This is a genomic window from Acidiphilium sp. 34-64-41 (assembly GCF_002282635.1).
Classification (GTDB): Bacteria; Pseudomonadota; Alphaproteobacteria; order Acetobacterales; family Acetobacteraceae; genus Acidiphilium; species Acidiphilium rubrum.
In genome coordinates, this window is the sequence record NZ_NCJX01000061.1 from 1 (window position 1) to 18,254 (window position 18,254).

An 18,254-nucleotide genomic window follows, 5' to 3' on the forward strand; every position below is an offset into this window, starting at 1 on the left:
ATATCTCAAACTAAAAAAGCGATCACAAATCGCAACGAATACGCGCGACCAAAATCCAAAAGCGCAACCATCACACCGCCGAATGAATAAGATGGGCTAGCTCGACCACCACCGGCTCCTACATGAACGACATCATGACGAGTCTGGCCGCGATCGGCAGCGTTACGACTGCGCAGACCGGCAGTGCGAATTTCGCTGGCTTCGCGGCGAGCATGGTCCAGACCTTGTCCGGTGCCATCAACACGATGGCGTCCGATGCCGGTGCGCTCGGCAACAATCAAGCCCTGATCTCGACCCAGGCGACCACCCTGCAACAGACAGCGACGGCGCTGACCACCCAGCTCGCGGGTTACGACCAAGTCAACATGACCAGTACACTGGCCAATCTGTCGTCCACGCAGACCCAGTTGCAGGCCTCGTACCAACTAATCGCCGCGATGAAAACAATGTCGCTCACTCAATATATTTGAGTGATATTTGATTCATCGGACGTTAACAACCTTGGCGCAATATGCGTCAGCTCTGCAAAATGCAGATCATCTGATAAATCGAACCTAAGGAAAATACTATGTCCGGCGTTGTCGCCTCGTCCATCATTACCAATTCGGCCGCCATGGTCGGCGTCGAAACCCTCAACTCGATCAACTCATCGCTGTCGTCGGTGCAAACGGCCGTCTCGACCGGCTATTCGGTCAACAGCGCGTCCGACAACGGTGCGGCTTATGCCGTCGCCCAGTCGGTCCGTACCACCATGTCCGGCCTGACCGCGGCCAATCAGCAACTCGGCGACGTGTCGGGCCTCGTGCAGACCACCAGCACAGCGCTGACCAACATCTCCAACCTGATGGCGAGCATGGATCAGACGCTCGTCAACCTTTCGAGCGGGACACTGTCGTCCAGCCAGAGATCGCAATACGCATCGGAATTCACGTCCCAGCTGAAGAATATCGCCTCTTTCGTCACCGGCGCCAACTACAATGGCATATCCCTCATCGGCAGCGCCACGGGGACCCTGAAGAATTCAATTGCGAAGTTCAGCACGTCGAGTCTCACAGTCGCGACAGATGCGAACGGCAGTACCCTGACGATCACATCGCAGAGTGTCTACAGCGTATACAAGTCCCTGAGCACGATCGGCGCGGCCCTGAGCACCGCCTCTACCAACGCCGTCACCGTCCAGGCCTTTTTGACGGCAACAGGCTCGATGACCTCTGCTGTTAGCTCCATGGGTGGCTACATGAATACCTATGGTAACCTGACCAACCAGATCAACAACCAGGTGACCTACAACCAAAACAAGATGGATGCGCTCAGCAACGGGCTCGGTGCCTTGGTCGATGCCAACATGGCGTCGGAATCCGCACGGTTACAGTCGCTGCAGATTCAGCAGCAGCTTGCCACCACCGCGCTATCGATCGCCAATCAGTCGCCCTCACTGCTGACGAAGCTGATCTAACCCACCGCGAGATCTCCGGCCCGCAGAGGCAGGCCGGAGATCGTTTCCCCGCTCAGCTGAGGTAGACAGAATGTCTGTGCTGGTACTCGAGCTTCGTCAGGGCGACATCATGGTGTTGAACGGCGCCCCGATCAGATTCCGCACGAAGTCGCGCATCGAATTGACCGCCAAGGCGCGGTTCATGTTCGGCAAGCAAATCCTGCGGCCCGATGAAGTCGATTCGCCGGCTAAGCGGATCTATTTCTCGCTGCAGACCGCCTATATCGGCACCGAGGACGAACGCAGCGCCGCACTCGTGCATGCTCAGGAACTGATCGAGGAGTTCAAGGCAGTGACGACCTCGGCACTGGCGCGCGAGATACTCGACAAGGCCCTGGCCTTCGCCCGCGCCGATGATTGTTACGAGGCACTGAAACTCGCACGGCGCATCATGCGCCACGAGGCCGCCGTACTGCAGACCCATCAATGATCAAAAAGGATCGAACATGTCCTCATCAACCCGCATGGTGAAAGCCTATGGTACCGCCTCCGCACTCCGCAGCCCGCGTGATCAGGATGCGGACGTCTTTCGCCATTTCAGCGCCCTGCTGCGCAGCGCGTCGGACGATCTCAGCCGCACCCGCGCGCTGGCCGGCACTGTAACATTGTGGCGCACTGTCATGGCCGCGAATCTTGACCCGTTGAATCCCCTGCCGGCGCCGTTACGTGCCCAGATCGTATCGGTCGCCAATGCGGTCATCCGCATGGCTGAGCAGGACCAGCCCAATCTCACAACGATCGCGACGATCGGTGATAATTTTGCCGACGGCCTGAGCGGCCGTACCTGATACAAGGAGGTTGCTGCCATGTCGGTTAGTCTCACTGGATTATCGACCAATCTTTCGACGCTGTTCTCAGCGCTCGGTGGGTCGGGCAGCAACGCGACCAGCGCCTCTTCGCTGGTTAGCATCGCGCAAGGCAATATCAGTGCCGCAACATCCGGTGCGAGTTCCGAAAACCCGATCGTGGCCCTGCAGATCGCGCAGCGCAATCAGACCCAGGATATCAAGGCTGAGTCATTGCAACCGGCGGTTCAACGCCAAATTGCCGCCTTCACCAAGGCCGTCAAGAGCGCAACCTCGGTCAAACAACTCCTATCTAATCCGACGGTTCTGAACGTGTTGCTCACCGCCAACGGACTGGGGTCCGAAGCGGGCTTTCCAGCATTGGCGCAGAAGGCGCTGATGTCCAACCCATCGGACCCGAACTCACTGGCCAATCAATTATCGAGTACCAACTCGCAATGGCTGTCCACGGCCAAGACCTACCAATTCGCGACTAAGGGTCTTGCAGTTATCCAACAGCCCAGCGCCATCAGCACGATCACCAATGGCTATGCCGAGGTCCTGTGGCGGCAATCGCTGGATGCTCAGACACCAGGATTGTCAAACGCGCTGTATCTCATTCAGAACGCGAAGAACTTCACCTCGGCCGTGCAGATCCTTGGTGATTCCGTGATGCGATCGGTGGTGACCACCGCTTTGGGCATCCCCCAGCAAATCGCTTATCAGCCGTTGAGCGCCCAAGAGCAGGCAATCACCAACGGATTGAACATCTCGGATTTTCAGAAACCCCAGTTCGTCCAGACTTTTGCGGATCGTTATCTCGCCGTCGAGCAATCGGCCGCCCAATCCTCGGCGAGTTCTTCGAACAATCTCGCAGCATTGGCCGTCAAGGCCCAAGGCCTGATCGCTTAACCTCAACACTCATTGATAGGACATAAAACATGCCCGCATTATCCGAAACGCTCGACCAACCGGCGATGAAGCAGACAACGCCTCCAGATTTCTCGGCAAGCCTCGTGCTGCGCGTCCGCAGCTTGGTTAGCCGCGGTCAAATCAATGCGGCGGCATTGCTGTTGCCTACATTGCAGAAACTATGTCCTGACCATGCCGATTTGGTGCTTATCAAAGTCGAAATTGCGGTTGCACGCGGTAATATTGCCGATGCGAAGGCCGCTATCGACCAAAGTCTCGCCGATTCACCAAATAGCGCCCCTTTGCTGCTGTTGCGCGCACGGCTGAATTTCCAGAACCGGGACATGGTGGGTGCCGCGCTGGCGGCGGCGGATTCAGTGATCGCGGATCCCGCCAATGCATCGGCCAAGTCAGTCCTCGGCCAGGCGCTGCTGGAACTCGGTCAGACCGAGCAAGCCGCAATCTGCCTGCGCGACGCCTTGGCGGATTTGCCCACCGATATGCCGAGCCTGACTGCGCTGGCCCGTGCGGCACCCGCCGATGCGGTGGCGATGATCCGTGCGGCTATCGCATCCGGGAGTGATAACGTCGGGATACGAAACGCATTGATTACCGCCTTGCTCGAAACAAGCGACACCGATGCCGCCGACATCGAGATCAGGACTATGACAGTTCGCGGAGAGGCCGATGCCGATACCGGGATTCTGGCAGTCCAATCAGCGGTCAAATCCGGCCGATGGACCGAAGCCACGGAACTCTTCAGTAAATCGACTGCGCATCTGCCACGTCATGCTTGACGCTGGCCGCTCCGACCTGGCGATAGCCGCCGCGATCGAAACGCCGATTACCCTGCTCAGCCGTGCGATCGTGCTTGAAGATCAGGGCGAACGCAATCAAGCCCGCACCCTGATGCATCAGGTGGCCGATATGGCTCCGGACTGGGATGAGCCTTGGTTGCGGATCGGCCAAAGTTGGCGCGGCGAAGGGCGGCGCGCTGAGGCGATCGCGGCATACGATGCGGGGCTTCTGCGCAATCCCAATCGGTTCGAGAGCCTTTTGGCGCGCGGGGTTCTCACGCTCGCCCAGAACCCTCAGAATGCCGTCGTATTGTTGCAGCGCGCCGCCGATGTGGCGCCTGATCAACATCAGGTCTGGCACGCGCTGGGATACGCTCTGACCGTGCTCGATCAAGGCGTCGCGGCAGCGGACGCGCTTGCGACCGCGGGGCGGCTGGCACCGAACTGCCTGCTCTATGCGGTCGATTTGATGGATGTGATGCGACGATACGGCTTGGACGAGGTGGCCGCACCACCCGACTGGTCGGATGGGGTACGGCTCGCGATGGACGGGCGGGAGGCAAGTTCGCGCGGCGCATTCGACGAGGCCGCTGACTTGCTGGAGGCTGCGGCCATACTGCTTCCTGACGAAGTCCTCGTCCTGAAAGATCTGGCTGCCGTTTATCTCGGCACGATGCGCCCTGAAATGGCGGAACCTTTGCTGCGCGAAGCGACTCGGCTGCTGCCTGGCGACGCGGTCACGATGAACGATCTGGCAGTGGCGATGGCACGCCTGTATCGATTTGGCGAGGCCGAAGCCCTGATGAATCAGATCGGAGGCGATGACGCTTTGCCACCACAGATGCTGTTCAACAGGGGTACGTTACGGGCCGCGCTCGGCGATTTCGAAGGATCGCGCCGAGACATCGATGCGGCGAAAGCCGCGACCAGCGATTTGCGCCTGGCGCTGCAATCGGAGTGTGCGTTGCTGCCGTATCGCAGCGATGCCAACGCCGCGTCCCTGCGCGACGCCATGGCAGCCCTTGGCAACGTCCTGCCGCGCGACGACTCACCGTTGATGCGGCTGCGTCCGCTATCCGCGGCCGATCGCGATCGACCCTTGCGGATCGGCCTGTTGTCCAACACGTTGCGTCTCCATCCGGTCGCGTGGTTGACGTTCGCCGGCCTCAAGGCCCTCGACCAGACGAGGTTCTCGCTGCATTGTTTTGGTCACTATGAATCGAGCGATGTTTTCGCGCCGGATTTCGCGCGGCATGTTGCGGCATGGCATGACATCGACGCGATGACCGATCGCGAAGCGGCGGCCTTCATCGCCACCCAGGATATCGATATTCTGATCGACCTGAGCGGCATCGGCGATGGCGGGCGGACGCCAATCATGGCGTACCGGCCCGCGCCGGTGCAGATCAAATGGGTCGGGACGCAGGCCTCGACCTCCGGCGTACCAACGATGGACTGGCTGATCAGCGATCGATGGGAAACGCCCGAAGGATACGATCGCTTATATACCGAAAAACTGCTCCGGATGCCGGATGGGACGCGCGATTGATTTTGCGCTGTCCGCAATTCTCCGAACCCAGAGTGTTGGATCGGTTCATCGGGCGGGCCGAAGCTCTCGGACTACCGTCATCGCGGTTGACCCTTCAGGGAAAGGCATCGCATCAGCTTTTCATAGCGTCCTATCGCGACATCGATATCGCCCTCGATCCCTATCCCTATTCCGGCGGCCTGACCACGTGCGAGGCGCTGTACATGGGTGTGCCGGTGATCACGCTGGCGGGTGATTTTTTTGCCGCCCGCCATTCGGTTAGTCATTTGTCGAACGTCGGGGTCGAGGGCTGCGTGGCGACCACGCCCGATGAGTATATCGAACGTGCCCTGGCGATGGCCCGCGATCTGCCGGGTCTCGCTGCGCTGCGGGCGCGGTTGCGGGCGCAGGTGCTGCAAAGCCCGCTATGCGATGCGCCGCGCTTCGGCAAAAACCTCGACGACGGGTTGCGGTTCGCCTGGCATGAGTATTGCGCGGTCGCGCTCTCGGCCGCCGCTTGATCTGAGGGCGTGTCTGTGGTCCTGCGGATTGCATGACACGCTTCACCGCCCGCATCCAACGCACCAGACCAGCTGCCACCTTCGCCATGGCCGCCCGCGCCCGCGCCCTGCGCGCCGCTGGCAAGGACGTTATATCCCTGTCGATCGGCGAGCCTGATCTGCCCACGCCCGCGCATGTCATCGAAGCGGCCCATCGCGCTGCACAGGCTGGCGAGACAAAATATCCGCCCATCGCCGGAACCGAGGCCTGCCGTGCCGCAGTTGCGCGCAAATTTGTCCGCGAACAGCATCTGCCGATCACTGCTAAGGACGTGCTGATCACCAACGGCGGTAAGCAGGCGATCTTCAACGCAGTCATGGCGGTGATCGAGCCCGGCGACGCGGTGATCATCCCCGCCCCGTGTTGGGCCGGGTACATCCAGGTCGTCGAATTCGCCGGCGGTGTACCGGTGTTTCTCGAGGGTCCGGCCGCCAGCGGCTTCCGCCTCGACCCGGCAGCACTCGAAGCGGCCATGACCGATCGAACCCGTCTGCTGCTGTTGAATTATCCCAACAATCCGTCCGGCGCCGTCGCCGATGCCGCCCTGCTCGAATCGGTTGCCGCGGTGCTGCGCCGGCATCCGCAGGTCTTGGTGATCTCGGACGATATTTATGAACATCTGATTTTTGAGGGCGCTTACCATACGCTCGCCGCCGTCGCACCGGACTTGGCCGATCGCATCGTCACCATGAGCGGTGTCTCGAAATCCTATGCGATGACGGGGTGGCGACTCGGTTTCTGCACCGGCCCGGCCGACTGGCTCGCCGCGATGAGTCTGGTGCAGGGCACCGCCACCGCCGGCGTTTCCACCATCAGCCAGGCCGCCGCGGTCGCCGCGCTCGATGGACCGCTGGACCTGTTGGCCGAGCGCCGTGCCATCTACCGCCGTCGCCGCGATCTGGTCACGGCCGCGCTGGCCGATGCCCCAGGGCTGATCTGCGCGAAGCCCGAAGGCGCGTTTTACGCTTTTCCCGCCGTCACCGGCCTGCTTGGCCGTAGTACGCTGGCCGGGCAGCGGCTGATGAACGACGATGACGTGGCCAACGCCCTGCTCGATGAGGCGCTGGTCGCGACGGTGCCGGGCTCGGCGTTCGCGATGGCCGGGCATATCCGCCTCTCCACTGCAACCGGTGATGCCGTGCTGGCCGAAGCCTGCGCCCGCATCGTGCACTTCTGCGGCGCCTTGCGCTGATCGGCTCGTTCCGAGGGCGCCGTTCAAAACCCGAGCCATCGCACCAGAAATGGCACGAGGATCGCGGTGATCAGCCCGTTCAACCCGATCGCGAGGCCACCGAACGCCCCGGCGGTTTCGCTCACCAGCAACAGGCGCGCCGTCGCCAACCCGTGCGCGCCGGTGCCCCCGGCCAATCCCTGCGCCCGGCGGTCCACGATCCGGAGCAGGCGAAACACCGGAATGCACACCAGCCCGCCGAACACGCCGGTCAGCAATACGAAAATCGCGGTCAACGAGGGAATCCCTCCCAGATCCTGCGAAATCCCCATCGCGATCGGCGTCGTGACCGATTTCGGCGCCATCGAAATCACCACATCGCGCGGCGCCCCTAACCCATGCGCGAGCAGCATGGCAGACACCGAAGCGGTGATCGATCCGGCTGTTACCGCCACCAGAATCGGCACCAGATTCCGGCGCATCGTTGCAAAATTGGCATACATCGGCACCGCCAGCGCCACCGTCGCCGGCCCGAGCAGAAACTGCACATACTGCCCACCCCGGAAATATGCCCGGTACGACGTGCCGGTCGCCAGCAGCAGAACCGCCAGCACGGCGATCGAGATCATGATCGGGTTGGACCAGGCGGCATGGCCGGTCCGCCGATCCAGCCAGGCCGCCGCTTGCCAGACCAGCAAGGTCGCGACCAGACCAAGCTGCGGCCCGCTCTGCAGATAGACCCACACGTGATACAAATCGCCGCCCGCCAGACCCTGCATCAGCGTTCTCCGCGCGCGAAAATCTGCATCAGCGTTCCCGTCACGCCGAGTGCCAGCAGCGTCGAAACCGGCACCGCCACTGCAATCGCCAGCGCATCGACCCTGATCACATGCAATTCGTTCACGATCCCGACCCCCGCCGGCACGAACAGCAACCCAAGCTGGCGCAACAGCCCGCCCGATGTCTCTTGCAGCGCGGGCGATGGCCCGCCGCGCCAAACCAGCAGTGCCAGCAGAAACACCAGCCCCAGCACCGGCCCGGGGATCGGCCAGCCGGCGGCGTGGGCAATGATGGTGCCAAGCAATTGGCACACCAGCAGTAGCGTGATCGCTCCGACCATGATCTCTCCGTGTCAGGCATGAATCCGCCGCCGACCAGACTGGCCAAAGGCAGCGGATTGAGGTGTTATCGAAACATGAATCCCCATCTCGCCGCCCTGGTGCTCCGATTGCAAGAGCAACCATCACATACCGGGTCGCTGATCATGACGCTGATGGGCGATGCGATCATGCCGCGCGGCGGCGCCGTCGCCCTGTCGACCATTCTCGACCTGTGCGCCGGCCTCGATATCGGTTCGGGCGTCGTCCGCACCGCCGTATCACGCCTCGCGGCCGATGGCTGGTTGGTCGCCAGCCGGCAAAGCCGTGCGAGCTTCTATGAAATCGGCCGGGTCCGGCGCGGCGAATTCGTCCGCGCCGCGCGACACATCTTCGGCCCCAGCCGCCGCCCGCAGGTCGAACAGCTCAGCCTGATCCTGCTCGAGGCCGGTGAAGCGCGCGAGGCGCTGCGCAATCGCCTGACCCGGCTCGGCTTCGTTGCATGGCAAGGCGTCATGATCGCACCGGAACGCCCGCTGCCGCCCTCGGTCGCGGCCAACGTCCTCGCCGTCACCGCCACCGCGACCGATGATACCATCATGCGCCTCGCGACCAAGGCATGGCGGCTCGAAGGGCTTGCAGCACTCTATGCGGATTTCATCGAATCCTTCCGCCCCATCACCGAAATCGCCGCCGGCTTCACCCCCCGCGATGCGATGCTGGCGCGCACCCTGATCATCCATGATTATCGCAGGATCATGCTGCGCGATCCCCGCCTGCCGGTGGCGTTTCTGCCCTCGTCCTGGATCGGCGCCGACGCACGGCGCCTGTGCGCCGCGATCTACGCTGGCTTGCGCCCGGCATCCGAACAATGGCTCGATACCAACGCGCTCATCCAGTACGGCAGTTTGCCGCCCGCCGATTCATCCCTCGGCCACCGCTTCGCCGACCTGCGCTGAACCGCGCGGCCGAGCCCCAGCCAGAAACAGCGCAACCGCCCGGGCAATTCGCGCATCCAGCACTGCCCGGCTGGGTGCCTTGCCGATGCCGAGCAGCATCTCGATGTGGATATTGCCGATCACCATGCCATAGAGCATCTGCGCCGCTTCCTCGGGGTCCGCGATCATCAGCGTGCCGGCGGCGCAGCAGGATTTGAAATAGAACTGCAACGCATCGCGGCAGGGTTTCGCACTTTCGCGGTCGAGCAGGCGCGAGAGCGTCGTGCCATGAATATACTCCGCCATGATCAGGCGCAGCAGCGCAACCACCGATGGGCTGAGCACATGACGGGCCCAGACCGAAAGCATCTCGTGCAGTACATCCTCGACCGAGCGTCCCGCAGTCTCAACCGAAAAATCAAACGGCTTGCGGTGCTGGGCGAGCAAGGCGGTGAACAATTCCTCTTTCGACTGTACCAGTTGATACAGTGTCCGTTTCGAAATCCCGGCCGCCGCGGCCACATCATCCATGGTCGCTTCATGGTAGCCGCGTTTGGCAAACACCCGCTCCGCCGCCGCGATCAAGGCCGTACGGCGCCGCGCCACCGTGTTGGCGATGCTCCGTGCCGATGAGGCCTGCGACTCATCGCCCGAACCCGGGCGTGGTGTGCGTGAAACGGCTGTGTTGGTATCCATCAATTCTTTCCCGGACTATGCAAAACATTGCAGAGACCCACCCCGATTTCAAGCGCTTGCGCCACGTGTTTCGATCAGCTTGACGAGAGCGGTGAAAACTCGGTAGTTTCCAATTCGAACTTCAGGAGGCTTCGCCGCGCAGATGCTGGCACCACGAATTCGGGCCACGAACGATCTGTTGCGTCACGATCATCACCCGGCATGACAGATCATTCTTCACCATTGCGCCCCTGGGTGCGATCAAGCTCCCGCCGCCGTTCTGGCCTGTTCGGCCCGGCGCTGCTCTGCACTTCGGTTTTGGGCGGCTGTGCCGTCGGGCCGAATTACCATCGGCCTGCGGCACCGCGCGTCACGAGCTACACCGAACATACGCTCCCCGCCACCATGACGACTGCGCGGGCCGAAGGCGGCGCGGCGCAACGCCTGGTCACGGGTCGGGCGATCGAGGGTGACTGGTGGAGCTTGTTCCACTCCCGCCCGCTGGACCGTTTGATTGCCGCGGCTCTCGCCAATAACCCCAGCTTGCTCGCTGCGCAGAACGCCTTGCTGGCGGCGCGCGATACCACCCGCGCCCAGCAAGGTTCGTTCTTCCCCTCGCTGAGCGGCAGCTTCCAAGACACGCGGGAACGCAGCTCAACTGCCGCCAACGGCACCGCGGCCAGCGGCACCGGCAGCGCGCCGTTCTCGCTGCTGAACGCCTCAGTCTCGGTCTCCTACTCGCCGGATATTTTCGGCGGCGTCCGCCGTCAGGTCGAAGATCTCCGCGCCCAGGCCGAGGATCAGCAGTTCGCCCTCGAAGCCACCTACCTCTCGCTCACCGCCAACATCGTCACCGCCGCAGTCACCGATGCCTCACTGGTCGAACAAATCAAGGCAACCAACCAGATCATCGCGGCGGAGGAGCACGAACTCCGCATTTTGCACAGCCAAGTCGCGCTCGGCGGCATCCCCGCCGCCAACGAGCTGACGCAGGAAAGCCAGCTCGCCCAGACCCGCGCCACCTTGCCGCCGTTGCAGAGCCAGCTCGCCCAGGAACGTAACCAACTTGCCGCCTACGAAGGCGTGCTACCCAACCAGTTCCATCTGGATAATTTCAACCTCGCCGATCTCACGCTGCCGCACGACCTGCCGGTGAGCCTACCGTCCGCGCTGGTGCGCCAGCGACCGGATATCCGCGAGGCGGGCGCCGTGCTCCACGAGGATACCGCACTGGTCGGCGTCGCCACGGCGAACATGCTGCCGCAGATCACGCTGACCGGCAGCGTCGGCCACGAAGCCCTCTCGGCTGCCTCGCTGTTCACGCCGCAAACTCTGCTGTGGAGTCTCGCATCCGACATCACGCAGCCGCTGTTTCAGGGCGGCACGCTGTTGTTCAAGCGCCGCGCCGCGATCGCGACCATGCGCGAAGCCGCCGCCACCTATCAGAACACCGTCGTGCTCGCCTTTCAGAACGTGTCGGACACGCTGCTCGCCCTGCATTACGATGCCTCGACCCTCGCCGCCGACGCGATTTATGAGCAATCCGCCCAGCGCAGCCTAGTCGTGACGGAACATCAGTACCGGCTCGGCGGCGCGACCTACACCTCGGTGCTCACCGCGGAACAGACCTATCAAACCGCCGTCATCGCCCGCATCAAGGCCAGCGCGCAGCGCTATGCCGACACCGCCGCCCTGTTCCAGGCGCTCGGCGGCGGCTGGTGGCACCGCCAGGATATTGCGAAAGACGTACAAACTTGCTGTGGAGTCCTGCCATGACGGCGCAAGCAGTCGAACCGACACCCGCCGGCCCGGTCGGTGCCACCCCCAAACGCGCTGCGAAACCGCCGCGCCCGATCCTGCGCATGGTCATCATGCTCCTGCTGGTCGGGGTCGTCCTGTTCCTGATCTTCGGGTTCGGCGCCTTCCGCAACATCATGATCGGCAAGTTCCTCGCCAAGCTGAAAAACCCGCCGCAGACGGTCGCGACCGTCATCGCGGAAAAAACACCGTTCCAGCCACGCGAAACCGCTACCGGCACCCTCATCGCCCGCCAGGGTGCGGCACTCTCGGCACAGACCGCCGGCATCGTGCAAAGTATCGATTTTCACTCCGGCGACGATGTCAGGAAGGGCCAGCTCCTGGTCACGCTGCGGCCCAACAACGACGAGGCCTTGCTCGCCCAGTTGCAGGCAACCGCCACGCTCGACCGCGTCACCTACCAGCGTGACCTTGCGCAGTACCACGCCCAGGCGGTCAGCATGCAGACCGTCGATACCGATCGCGGCAATCTCGCCAGCGCCGAAGCCCAGGTCAAAAGCCAGCAGGCGCTGATGGCCGAGAAAAAAATCTACGCCCCGTTCTCCGGCCGCATCGGCATCCGCCAGGTCGATCTCGGCCAGTATCTCGCCGCCGGCACCACCATCGCCTCGCTCGAGACACTGAACCCGATCGACATCGATTTCTACCTACCCCAGGCCGCGTTGCGTACCATCCATCCGGGCATGAAAATTCAGATCACGGTCAACGCCTTCGAAGCCACGCCGTTCACCGGCACGATCGAGGCGCTGGATTCCTCAGTCAGTACCACCACCCGCATGATCCAGGTTCGCGCCAGCCTGAACAACCCGCACAACGAGCTGCGCCCAGGCATGTTCGCCCGCGTCGCGATCGATGTCGGCGCCCCAGCCAATCTGGTTACCCTGCCGCAGACCGCAATCGCCTATAATCCCTATGGCGATACTGTGTTTCTGGCGGTGAAGGACAAAAACACGCCCAATTCCCCCGCTGGGGCCGCTGCCGGCACGGACAAGACAGCCAAGCATCCATCCCTGCAGGCCCGCCAGGTGTTCGTCACCCTCGGCAGCGCGCGCGGCGATCAGGTTTCAGTCGTCAAAGGTGTTACCGCCGGCCAACAGGTGATCGTGGCCGGCCAGATGAAGCTGCGCAATGGCACCCCGCTGCTGATCAACAACAAAATCCTGCCGTCCAATTCGCCCAACCCCGTCGTGCCGAATCACTGATCCATGAAAAATTTCACAGCCCTATTCATCAAGCGGCCCGTGCTTGCGTTCGTGGTCAGCGCCGCAATTCTCGTGATCGGTCTGAAAGCGATGGACGGTCTCGCCGTCCTCGAATATCCAAAGACCGAAAACGCCACCATCACGATCAGCACGACCTATCCGGGTGCCGACCCCAACACCATGGCAGGCTTCGTCACCACCCCGATCGAGCACGCCGTCGCCCAGGTCAACGGCATCGATTACATGACCTCGACCAGCCAGACCAGCGTCAGCACCATCACCGTCAACCTCGTGCTGAACTACAATGCCGACAAGGCGCTGACCGAAATACAGGCGCAAATCCAGTCCGTCCTCAACCAATTGCCCAGCGGTACCCAGCAGCCCCAGCTCAAGCTGCAGATCGGCCAGCAACTCGATGCCATGTATATTGGCTTCAAGAGCGACGTCCTGAGTCCCAACCAGGTCACCGACTATCTCACCCGCGTGGTCCAGCCCGAATTGCAGTCGGTCCAGGGCGTCCAGGTAGCCGAGATTCTCGGCGCGCAGAATTTCGCGATGCGCGTCTGGCTCGAACCCAACAAACTCGCCGCCTACGGGCTCACAGCCAGCCAGGTCTATACCGCACTCTCCAACAATGATTTTATCAGCGCTCTCGGTAATTCCAAAGGCACCAACACACAGACCTCGCTCACCGCCTCCACCAGCCTGCACAGCGCCGCCGCGTTCCGCAACCTCGTGCTGCTGCAATCGGGCGGTGCCATCGTCCGGCTGGGCGATGTCGCGAAAGTCGAACTCGGGTCCGCCACCTACGATGGCGAAGTCGCGTTCGATGGCAAACCCGGCGTCTATATCGGCATCCAGGTGGCACCCGGCGCCAACCTGCTCACCGTGGTCAACGCCGTCACCAAAAAATTTCCGCAAATCCAGTCGGCGCTGCCCTCTGGGCTGGTCGGCGCGGTGGTCTATAACTCGGCCGAATTCGTCAACGCCTCGATCCATGACGTGATCGCCGCCCTGATCGAGGCGCTGCTGATCGTGGTCGTGGTAGTGTTCGCCTTCCTCGGCACGCCGCGCTCGGTCATTATCCCGATCATCGCGATCCCGCTCTCGCTGATCGGCACGTTCGCGGCCATGCTGATGCTCGGCTTCACCATCAACTTGCTCACTTTGCTCGCCCTCGTGCTCGCGATCGGCCTGGTGGTCGATGACGCGATCATCATCGTCGAAAACGTCAACCGCCATCTCGACATGGGCGAACCGAAACTCACCGCTGCGATCAACGCCGCCGGCGAACTCGCCGCCCCGATCGTCGCGATGACGGTGGTGCTCGCCGCGGTCTATGTGCCGATCGGCTTTCAGTCCGGCCTCACCGGTGCGTTGTTCACGGAATTCGCCTTCACCCTGGTTTCCGCCGTCACCATCTCGGCCATCGTCGCGCTCACCTTGTCACCCATGCTGTCGTCACGCCTGCTGCGTCACATCGGCCCTGACGATCACAGTCTCGAAGCCCGGCTGTCGCGCTTCATCGATCGCCGGTTCGAGCTGGTTCACCGCCTTTATATGCGCCTGCTTCGCGGCAGCCTGAAAACCGTGCCGGTCACCCTGACGTTCGGGGCCATCATTCTGGTCAGCATTTATTTTCTGGCGGTCGGCTCGAAAAGTGAGCTCGCGCCGCAGGACGACCAGGGCGTCGTCATCCTGTCGTCCACCTCCGCCCCCAACGCCACCCTGGACCAGAAACTCCTCTGGGATCACGAGCTCAACAAACTCATGATCGCGCATAAATCGGTCGCGCATACTTTCCAGTTCGAGACCACCACCTTCTCGATCGCCGGCATGGTGCTGAAACCGTGGGATCAGCGCAAAAAATCGGCGCAGGAACTCCAGACCGAAATTCAGAACCAGGCCGCCGCTGGCGTTGCCGGCCAACAGATCGTCGCGTTCCAGCCGCCGCCACTGCCCGGTTCGCAAGGCTTGCCGGTACAGTTCGTGCTGAAAACTACCGAATCCTTCGCCCAACTTAACACCGTGGCGCAAAAAGTGCTGGCCGCCGCACTCAAGACCGGCAAATTCATCTTTCTGCAAAGCGATCTGAAAATCGACCAACCGCAAGCGACTGTGAAAATCGACCGCGCCAAGGCAGCGAATCTCGACTTAACCATGAACCAGGTTGGTGATTCTCTGTCTCAGGCGCTGGGCGGCAATTACGTCAACTATTTCAGTCTCGACGATCGTTCGTATCAGGTGATCCCGCAGGTCTCACAGAAATATCGCCTCAACGTGTCGCAACTCCTGACCTACCCGATCACGTCGATCGGCGGCGTCCCAATCCCGCTTGGCGCGATCGCCACGATTGTTCCCACCGTCATCCCAGAATCGGTCAACCACTTCCAGCAGCTCAACGCCGCCACCATACAGGGCGTCGCAGCACCCGGCGTCTCCACCGGTGAAGCCGTCAGTGTGCTACAACAGGTCAGCAAAAAAATCCTCCCCGCCGACTACGACATCGATTACGGCGGCGCGATGCGCCAGTTCGTCCTCCAGCAGGGCGGTTTCCTCGGCACGTTCGGCGTCGCGGTCATCGTCATCTTCCTGGCCCTCGCCGCCCTGTTCAATTCGTTCCGCGACCCGCTGATCATCCTGGTTTCGGTACCGATGTCGATCGCCGGCGCCCTCATCTTCATCTACCTCGGCTTCGGCCTCAGCCTGAACATCTACACCGAAGTCGGTCTGGTCACGTTGATGGGCCTGATCAGCAAACACGGCATCCTAATCGTCGAAGTCGCCAACGAAGGGCAGATCGAGGGCATGACCAAGCGCGAAGCGATCGAACACGCGGTCGGCATCAGACTCCGCCCCATCCTAATGACCACAGCCGCCATGGTGCTCGGCGTCGCCCCCCTGATCATCGCCACTGGCGCAGGCGCCGCCGCCCGCTACAACATGGGCATGGTCATCGCCACTGGTCTCGCTATCGGTACACTATTCACCCTCTTCGTTCTACCCGCCGTCTATCTGCTGATCGGCCAACAGCGCACCGCCGAGACGAAGTGAAACGCAGGGGGCGTTGATGGCGCGTGAGTAGAGCCAAGCGGCTTGGGTCCCTGGCTCCCGCGTGCTGCTGCGCATCGGCCTGGCGATCGCGGGGCATTATTTCGTGCGTTTCCGCAGCGTGCAACCGGATGATCCTCGACAGCGACGACACCTTCGATGCCGTCCACGGCGCGTGGTGTTTTCGCTCCCTGATGCCGCGCCGGTCGCGCCGACGTGGCATCCAATTCGATACCTTGGGCGTGCGCCCGACCACATTCGCCGTACGGATCGAGACAGTGAAAAAATCAATTCGCCTGCATCCGCCGCAATCGGTGCCGGATCAAGCGATTCTTGGCTATATCCTGGCCAGACTGCGCTGCCAGCTCAGATTGGCCGGAGAACGGTCACGAACCCACGATGTCAGGTTGGATGGGTCCCCTCATCGAAAACGACGGAGATCGCGTGGTGGATCACTGACGCCCGATGAGTACCCTTTGATTGCCCATCAATTTAAGCCCACCGCGCGTCGATAGCGCCGCCCCAACGTCAGTCCCCCAAACAAACACAAATTTCTTGCTTTTTTTCATAAACAAGAAGACTTCCCGTTTGACCCCAAGGTCCACAATGTCCTCTGGCACGTCCCGAATTGCACCCCATGTGCCTGCAAATAACCGCGTCAACCACGGGAGCGCCTCATGTCGAAATCCGCCGCCGCCATTTTGCTTGCCCTCGGCCTCGCCAGCGCCGCGCCGGCCTACGCGGCACCACTCGCCCCCGGCGCCACCGCCCCCGATTTCTCGGCAACCGCCACGATGGCCGGCAAGACCTTCCACTTCAATCTTGACCACGCGCTCAAATCCGGCCCCGTCGTGCTCTATTTCTACCCCGCCGCCTTCACCGCCGGCTGCACCATCGAGGCGCATGATTTCGCCACCGCCATGCCTGCCTTCCACGCGCTGCACGCCACCGTCATCGGTGTCTCGATGGACGGCGTCGCCATCCTGAAAAAATTCTCGGTCAGCGACTGCCGCAGCCGCTTCCCCGTCGCCTCCGACAAATCCGGCGCCATCAGCCGCAGCTTCCACGCCGTCATGCCCGGCGACTCCCACTACGCGGACCGCATCAGCTACGTCATCGCCCCCAACCATAAAATCATCGCAACCTACCGCTCCGAAAACCCGGACCACCACGTCGCCACAACCATGGCAGCGGTAAAAGCGTGGGACGCCAATCACCCGCCCGCCTGATGACCACACCGAACCGGTCGCCTGACTTCACCCCCGCCACCATCGCCCGCTTCACCCACCTCGGTCTTCCGACGGAGACCATTTCGCCCTGGCTCGACCAGCAATTATCCCGCCGCACCGACCCTGATTTCGCCGCGCTGTTCGCCGATCACATCGATTTGCCGGGCATTCACCCTGCCGATTACCTTCATAAAATCATCCCGACCCCATCCGGCGATCTGCTCGGCGGCATCCGCTTCTACGGCCAGCACATCACGAAACCCTTCGTCGAACTCCTCGCCTGGACCGGCCCGATCGACCTGCCCGCGTGGCGCACCGCCATCACCGCTGCCTGGTCCCGCTTCAACCCCACGCAATTCCGCGTGCTCGCCACAAATCAACCCGACTTCGCCGGCGCCGTGATCGACCAGTCCATCCACGTCGGCCGCGCAGGGGTCATGGCCGAAACCCCGACCACCCCACGCGTCGCCCTGCAACCCTGCCCAAACCCCGCCGATGCCGCCGCAGAGGTCGCCGCCTGGTACGACGCCTTCGCAGCCGATCACCCCACGGTCGCCGCCGAACTGCACCCCGCCGACACCGCCGAACTCGCCGCCTGCCACGCCGACGGCACGCTCGATTTCATCACCATCGACGGCGCCATCGCCGGCCTCATCGCCACCGAACCCGGCCCGATCGACTGGCTGCACGGCCATGTGATGATCGAGGAAATCCTCGCCCCCGCCCACCGCGGCCGCGGCATCGCCGCCCAAGCCCAACGCTTGCTAGCGGCCCGGCTCGCGACCACGCACGGCAGCGACACCCTGATCACCGGGACCATCCAACGCCTGAACATCGCCTCGCACCGCGCCGCCACCAATGCCGGAAGGCCCGCCATCATGGACTACCGCTTCCTGCCGCTCGGCTGACGAAATCGCGACGACCGCAACAATACCAATTGGTAACCCGACCCTGTTATACCGCACTGCGGTAGCGCACCCGCCCGGTGCGGCGTA

18 protein-coding genes and 1 pseudogene are annotated in these 18,254 nt (G+C 62.4%); 16 read left to right on the forward strand and 3 right to left on the reverse strand.

The window, feature by feature from the left end; all coding sequences use genetic code 11:
- Nucleotides 1-122: 122 nt before the first annotated feature.
- The 9 genes from B7X49_RS12550 (at nucleotide 123) to B7X49_RS12590 (ending at nucleotide 7,270) form a co-directional block, all read left to right on the forward strand.
- Entirely contained in the window at nucleotides 123-470 is a 348-nt protein-coding gene (locus B7X49_RS12550; protein ID WP_286703659.1) for a flagellin, read from the forward strand.
- A 98-nt stretch (nucleotides 471-568) separates the two neighbouring features.
- Nucleotides 569-1,456, forward strand: coding sequence for a flagellin (locus B7X49_RS12555; RefSeq protein ID WP_286703658.1), 888 nt, complete (start codon nucleotides 569-571; stop codon nucleotides 1,454-1,456).
- Nucleotides 1,457-1,526: 70 nt separating this feature from the next.
- A complete protein-coding gene (locus tag B7X49_RS12560) occupies nucleotides 1,527-1,925 on the forward strand; it encodes a flagellar biosynthesis repressor FlbT (protein ID WP_286703657.1) in 399 nt (132 codons plus the stop codon).
- Nucleotides 1,926-1,941: 16 nt separating this feature from the next.
- Nucleotides 1,942-2,283, forward strand: a complete 342-nt coding sequence (locus B7X49_RS12565; RefSeq protein ID WP_286703656.1) for a flagellar biosynthesis regulator FlaF — start codon at nucleotides 1,942-1,944, stop codon at nucleotides 2,281-2,283.
- 18 nt (nucleotides 2,284-2,301) lie between these two features.
- A complete protein-coding gene (locus B7X49_RS12570; protein ID WP_286703655.1) occupies nucleotides 2,302-3,192 on the forward strand; it encodes a DUF1217 domain-containing protein in 891 nt (296 codons plus the stop codon).
- Between the two features lie 29 nt (nucleotides 3,193-3,221).
- Nucleotides 3,222-3,989: a lipopolysaccharide assembly protein LapB gene (locus tag B7X49_RS12575; protein ID WP_286703654.1), complete on the forward strand. Its 768-nt coding sequence runs from the start codon at nucleotides 3,222-3,224 to the stop codon at nucleotides 3,987-3,989.
- Nucleotides 3,982-5,538, forward strand: a complete 1,557-nt coding sequence (locus B7X49_RS12580; RefSeq protein WP_286839635.1) for a hypothetical protein — start codon at nucleotides 3,982-3,984, stop codon at nucleotides 5,536-5,538. The genes B7X49_RS12575 and B7X49_RS12580 overlap by 8 nt, the downstream gene beginning before the upstream one ends.
- A 32-nt stretch (nucleotides 5,539-5,570) precedes the next feature.
- Entirely contained in the window at nucleotides 5,571-6,038 is a 468-nt protein-coding gene (locus B7X49_RS12585; RefSeq protein WP_408735599.1) for a hypothetical protein, read from the forward strand.
- A gap of 32 nt (nucleotides 6,039-6,070) precedes the next feature.
- Complete coding sequence (locus B7X49_RS12590) at nucleotides 6,071-7,270, forward strand: pyridoxal phosphate-dependent aminotransferase (protein ID WP_286703652.1); 1,200 nt, start codon at nucleotides 6,071-6,073, stop codon at nucleotides 7,268-7,270.
- 23 nt (nucleotides 7,271-7,293) lie between these two features.
- Here the strand turns inward: B7X49_RS12590 and B7X49_RS12595 are convergent, their stop codons facing one another.
- Together B7X49_RS12595 and B7X49_RS12600 are read right to left on the reverse strand one after the other, a co-directional pair.
- Nucleotides 7,294-8,028, reverse strand: a complete 735-nt coding sequence (locus B7X49_RS12595; RefSeq protein ID WP_286703651.1) for an LrgB family protein — start codon at nucleotides 8,026-8,028, stop codon at nucleotides 7,294-7,296.
- Entirely contained in the window at nucleotides 8,028-8,369 is a 342-nt protein-coding gene (locus tag B7X49_RS12600) for a CidA/LrgA family protein (protein ID WP_286703650.1), read from the reverse strand. The genes B7X49_RS12595 and B7X49_RS12600 overlap by 1 nt, the downstream gene beginning before the upstream one ends.
- Before the next feature lie 75 nt (nucleotides 8,370-8,444).
- On the opposite strand from B7X49_RS12600, the gene B7X49_RS12605 reads away from it, so the two are divergent.
- Nucleotides 8,445-9,305 (forward strand): PaaX family transcriptional regulator C-terminal domain-containing protein, encoded by an 861-nt coding sequence (locus B7X49_RS12605; RefSeq protein WP_286703649.1) that lies wholly within the window; start codon nucleotides 8,445-8,447, stop codon nucleotides 9,303-9,305.
- On the opposite strand, the gene B7X49_RS12610 is transcribed toward B7X49_RS12605, so the two are convergent.
- Nucleotides 9,270-9,980, reverse strand: coding sequence for a TetR/AcrR family transcriptional regulator (locus B7X49_RS12610; protein ID WP_286703648.1), 711 nt, complete (start codon nucleotides 9,978-9,980; stop codon nucleotides 9,270-9,272). The genes B7X49_RS12605 and B7X49_RS12610 overlap by 36 nt on opposite strands.
- 234 nt (nucleotides 9,981-10,214) lie before the next feature.
- Between B7X49_RS12610 and B7X49_RS12615 the strand changes: the two genes are divergently transcribed.
- The 6 genes and pseudogenes from B7X49_RS12615 (at nucleotide 10,215) to B7X49_RS12640 (ending at nucleotide 18,167) form a co-directional block, all read left to right on the forward strand.
- Entirely contained in the window at nucleotides 10,215-11,735 is a 1,521-nt protein-coding gene (locus B7X49_RS12615; RefSeq protein ID WP_286703647.1) for an efflux transporter outer membrane subunit, read from the forward strand.
- Complete coding sequence (locus tag B7X49_RS12620; RefSeq protein WP_286703646.1) at nucleotides 11,732-12,979, forward strand: efflux RND transporter periplasmic adaptor subunit; 1,248 nt, start codon at nucleotides 11,732-11,734, stop codon at nucleotides 12,977-12,979. The genes B7X49_RS12615 and B7X49_RS12620 overlap by 4 nt, the downstream gene beginning before the upstream one ends.
- Before the next feature lie 3 nt (nucleotides 12,980-12,982).
- Nucleotides 12,983-16,033, forward strand: a complete 3,051-nt coding sequence (locus B7X49_RS12625) for an efflux RND transporter permease subunit (RefSeq protein WP_286703645.1) — start codon at nucleotides 12,983-12,985, stop codon at nucleotides 16,031-16,033.
- Nucleotides 16,034-16,134: 101 nt separating this feature from the next.
- Nucleotides 16,135-16,386 (forward strand): annotated as a pseudogene (locus B7X49_RS12630) (IS1380 family transposase); the annotation flags it as partial.
- A gap of 321 nt (nucleotides 16,387-16,707) precedes the next feature.
- Nucleotides 16,708-17,259, forward strand: a complete 552-nt coding sequence (locus B7X49_RS12635) for a peroxiredoxin (RefSeq protein ID WP_286703644.1) — start codon at nucleotides 16,708-16,710, stop codon at nucleotides 17,257-17,259.
- A complete protein-coding gene (locus tag B7X49_RS12640) occupies nucleotides 17,259-18,167 on the forward strand; it encodes a hypothetical protein (protein ID WP_286839645.1) in 909 nt (302 codons plus the stop codon). The genes B7X49_RS12635 and B7X49_RS12640 overlap by 1 nt, the downstream gene beginning before the upstream one ends.
- The last annotated feature ends 87 nt before the right edge of the window (nucleotides 18,168-18,254 follow it).